The organism is Clostridiaceae bacterium (assembly GCA_012840395.1).
Lineage (GTDB): Bacteria > Bacillota > Clostridia > Acetivibrionales > DULL01 > DULL01.
In genome coordinates, this window is the sequence record DULL01000023.1 from 1 (window position 1) to 4,334 (window position 4,334).

6 protein-coding genes are annotated in these 4,334 nt (G+C 32.7%); all 6 read left to right on the forward strand.

Features of this window, described 5'->3' with window-relative positions:
- The first annotated feature begins 172 nt into the window (after nt 1–172).
- The 6 genes from GXX20_02910 (at nt 173) to GXX20_02935 (ending at nt 4,126) form a co-directional block, all read left to right on the forward strand.
- Nucleotides 173–1,018, forward strand: coding sequence for a DUF368 domain-containing protein (locus GXX20_02910; GenBank protein HHW30615.1), 846 nt, complete (start codon nt 173–175; stop codon nt 1,016–1,018).
- Nucleotides 1,019–1,378: 360 nt separating this feature from the next.
- Nucleotides 1,379–1,855: a VanZ family protein gene (gene vanZ, locus GXX20_02915; GenBank protein ID HHW30616.1), complete on the forward strand. Its 477-nt coding sequence runs from the start codon at nt 1,379–1,381 to the stop codon at nt 1,853–1,855.
- 167 nt (nt 1,856–2,022) lie between these two features.
- Nucleotides 2,023–2,319: a hypothetical protein gene (locus GXX20_02920; protein HHW30617.1), complete on the forward strand. Its 297-nt coding sequence runs from the start codon at nt 2,023–2,025 to the stop codon at nt 2,317–2,319.
- 12 nt (nt 2,320–2,331) lie between these two features.
- Entirely contained in the window at nt 2,332–2,943 is a 612-nt protein-coding gene (locus GXX20_02925) for an SOS response-associated peptidase (protein ID HHW30618.1), read from the forward strand.
- 204 nt (nt 2,944–3,147) lie between these two features.
- Nucleotides 3,148–3,807, forward strand: coding sequence for a hypothetical protein (locus tag GXX20_02930; GenBank protein ID HHW30619.1), 660 nt, complete (start codon nt 3,148–3,150; stop codon nt 3,805–3,807).
- A 1-nt stretch (nt 3,808) separates the two neighbouring features.
- Complete coding sequence (locus GXX20_02935) at nt 3,809–4,126, forward strand: ArsR family transcriptional regulator (protein HHW30620.1); 318 nt, start codon at nt 3,809–3,811, stop codon at nt 4,124–4,126.
- Nucleotides 4,127–4,334 lie beyond the last annotated feature (208 nt).

Consider the following 4,334-nt stretch of genomic DNA (forward strand, 5'->3'; position numbering starts at 1 on the left):
AGGATGAGGGTGGATGAACTAAAAAGATGTTTGCAAAATTAATTTCCACTTTTCTTTTTTTCCTGATTTGCAAAACTTATTTCCACTACCTATGAATTTGGGGTGGAAATAACTTTTTCAATTAAGAATGTTCAGTGGACTGAACTGACTATATTAATCGGAGTTGATTTTTTTGAATATTTTGAATATAATATGGGATTTTATTAAGGGATTAATAATAGGAATAGGTGGTGTTGCTCCTGGCGTTAGTGGTGGTACTTTTGCAGTAATGTTGGGAGTATATGAAAAGATTACATATGCAATTGCAAATATTTTTAAAGATTTTAAAAATATAAAAGAGACTATAATAACATTTCTACCTCTTGCTCTTGGAATGGGAGCAGGTTTTTTAGCATTTGGGAATATTATGAAATATCTTTTTGAACATTATGAAATTCAGGTTAAATTACTCTTTATTGGACTGATGCTGGGATCACTTCCATTTGTATTAAAGGAAGCCAATAAGCAGGGATTTAAAAAGTATTATATATTTCCATGCATCATTACTTTAGGATTAACTGTTTTGTTTCTGATACTTGAAAAAAGGTATGTTAATATCGTTCCAAAGGGCAGCACAGGAATAATTGTACTTTTAATATACGGTGCTATTATTGGCTTTGGAACTATTGTGCCTGGAGCTAGTTCTGCGTTTATTCTTATGTATTTTGGAGCTTATGAAGTGCTGCTTGACGGACTTGTAAATATGGATTTAATGATTCTTATTCCCGTTGGTTTAGGTTGTGGACTTAGCATACTACTGTTTGCCAAAATAATCAGTTATTTATTTAAAAAGTTTCATGGAATTACATATTATACTGTACTAGGATTTGTTTTAGGTTCTATTATTACCATTTTTCCCGAAATAAATTTTAATATAGGTTATTTGATAGGTATAATTCTCGGAGTGTTAGGATTCATTGGTTCATATAAATTGAGCCAAATAGGGGAAAAACTTGAAGCAGCGAAGAAAATAGTCTAAAGAGCTTATGAAAAAGAACTTATTAAAACGCAATCTAGGTTACAAATTGACGCTATCAAGTAGCAAATTCGCTACGCTCGGGGGATTCAGTGGGGGTATTGCAATCCTCCCCTGAACAAGGTTGTTATTATATTTTGCATCAATTCAGCTCCCGCTTATAGAAGCGACAGACTTCTTGAAATCTGGTTAAAAGGTAAAAAGGAGAGGTACAAAAGCCTCTTCTTGAATATTTAAATTTTAAACAAAAGCCAAAGATATATCAGGATGTTAGGCAATAGTATATACTTAAAGTATATACTATTAAGTATATGACAAAATAAATGTTAACAGTATAATAAATATAATATAAGGAATTTGATTATGAAGTTTAGATACATATCCTGGATAGCTGTCATATTATGGATGATATTTATTTTCTGTTTGTCATCCCAGGAAGCCGAACAGTCCAATAGGCTTAGCAAAGATGTTGCTGAAGTGATAGTCAGCACTATTGAAAAAGTTGCTCCCAATGTTGATTTTGATATAAGAAGCTTGAATAATACCATAAGAAAGAATGCTCATTTCTTTACATACCTGATGCTGGGTATTCTTACCATGGTTACTTTTAGAATCAGTGGTGCAAGAAAATATAATAGCTTCACATGGGCATTTACTGTTTGTACTGCTTATGCAATACTTGATGAAGTGCATCAATTGTTTGTTCCAGGCAGAGGAAGCCAGTTTACGGATGTGGTTATTGATGCGGCAGGAGCTGCAGTGGGAATAGGGCTATATTTAATTGCCGGAAGAATTTATCATGGAATTTGCAGAAAGGTTTTCAAAGCAGACAGGATATAATAGTATTAATAATGTATTATTTATTATTATATAGTATCATATTATATATATTATTATTGTACAAAGTGGATATGTTGTTATAGAGATAGGTTAAAGTTAATAATAGAGTGCAAATAAATATTGTGTGAAAAACTTTCTTCAGAATTAGAATGAAATTGGGGGATTATATGAAAAAAAAAGTGTTATTAATAGGTTTTATAGTTTTGCTAATTATTTTTACATTTACAGGATGTGTGCCTGGAGACGGAACATATACATCTTCGAACCCGGCAGGATTTTTCTGGGGAATATGGCATGGATGGATTGCGCCAATTTCATTGATAATCGGGCTTTTCAAGGATAATGTAAGAGTTTATGAAGTAATGAATACCGGCTGGTGGTATGATTTTGGATTTTATATTGCAATTATTAGCGGGTTCGGAGGAATATCCCTGACCCGGAAGAAAAGTTCAAATAAGAAGTAAGGGAGAGGCAAAATGTGTGGAAGATATCTGGCTATTATTGAAGATGATTTTGCTTTAATGAACGATATCATAGATGATTTTTCAGATAAATTCAATAAAAATGGTATAGCAAGTGGTGAGGTTTTTCCTACTAATATTATTCCTGTGGTCTATTCTTATAATGGAAGAAATATTTTAAGTACTGCCAAATGGGGATTCCCAGGTTTTAAGAAAAGTGGTGTAATAATCAATGCCAGAGCTGAAACACTGGCTGAGAAACCTATGTTCAGGAATGCTTTTGCAGAAAAACGTTGTTTGATACCTGCCAGGGGCTATTTTGAATGGCTTACCCATGAAGATAAAAAGAAAACCAAGTATTTAATCACTGTAAAAGAAAAAAGGATATTTTATATGGCAGGCCTATATAATATTTTCAAGGACGACAAAGGAATGTATTATGCAGCAACAACCATTATTACTACAGATGCAACCTCAAAAATTTCATTTATTCATAACAGAATGCCGGTTATATTAAGGGATGACTTAATACATAGATGGCTTTACAAAGGTACTTCAGACCTGAAATCACTACAAAGTTTGCTGGTTCCATATGAGGCAGAGGAAATTAGCTTCCAAGCTGTATAAAAATGCTTTCAATAATGAGGTATAGAATGTTTCCAGGTTGATAAAAACAAGTAAAAAAGATTTGAAATGGTCAAAAAATTTTGTTTTTAATTATTGACATTATATTTTTTTTGCCATATACTTTAAAATATAAAGTACTTTATAATTATACAGCATTATATAAATCAATTTTAACAAAAATTAATCTGTGGGGGAGTTGATAATATGGATGAGAAAACTATTCATGAGGCAGTTGAGAACATTTCAATTATTAAAGGGGTTATCGATAAGACCAGCAAATCCTTTACAGCATTCAGTAAAATCTTTATTTACTGGGGATTACTCTTTATTTTAAACAGTTTAATTAACCTGATAATGATTATTAATAAAGAACATATGCTTAATATTACACAAAACTTTCCATTACTTAATTATATTTTTCCTGTTGGTGTTATAACCTTGTTTGCTGTCATTATTTACTTTATTGTATCTAAGAATGTTCCGCTTGTGGGACTGGAAAAACACTTAATGACAGTATGGGTGCTGACTTTGGCTATGAATGTTATTCCTCCTAAAATCTTTATTGATACTGCAAATACATCAGTAAATCTTGGAAGTATTACAGTGCATACAGATAATTTATCTACGTTGTTATTCAGTTTATCAATAGCTTCCATTATTACGGCACTATTGACAGACTACAAACAGCTAAGCCGTATTGGCATTGTTTATATTGTAATAAGTATACTACATGCCTACTTTAACTTTCCTAGGTTTAGCAGCCCATTGACCCAATTATTATATATGGTATCACTTCCATTCACTTTCTTATACATTGGTTTTTTCCTAAAGACCCGGCAAAAAAAGGAAGTAAGGGGGAATTAGTTTGGACATTAATTCAATCCCTGATATATTGCAATCAAAACTGAGGATTGCTATAATATCCTGTCTAATGACAGGAGAAAAGACTTTCAAGGAAGTGAAGGAAATAACAGGCGCAACTGATGGAAATTTAAGTGTTCAGATTTCAAAAATGGAGGAAGGGGGATATATAGAAGTTTTAAAGGATTTTTTTAATAAAAAGCCCCGTACAAGATATATTCTGACAGAAAAGGGAAAGAGTGAATTTATAGATTATGTAAATACCCTGGAAAACATATTAAAGCAGTATAAGCAAAATGATAAGAATGATAAGAAGGAATAAACTTTTAAGAAGGAATAGGCTTTGAGGTAAAAAATTACATAACAGAGTGGAAGATAACATACATTCCACTCTGTTATTGTTATGTGTGTGCCACGCATGGCACGTAGCTAGGCGGTGAAAGTCCGCTGTGGGGGCAGGCAGTTGCCAACCACTAGCAGACGGCAAGGGTGTCCATCGCGAGGTGGAATCTGAAGGAAGCCGGAAGCAA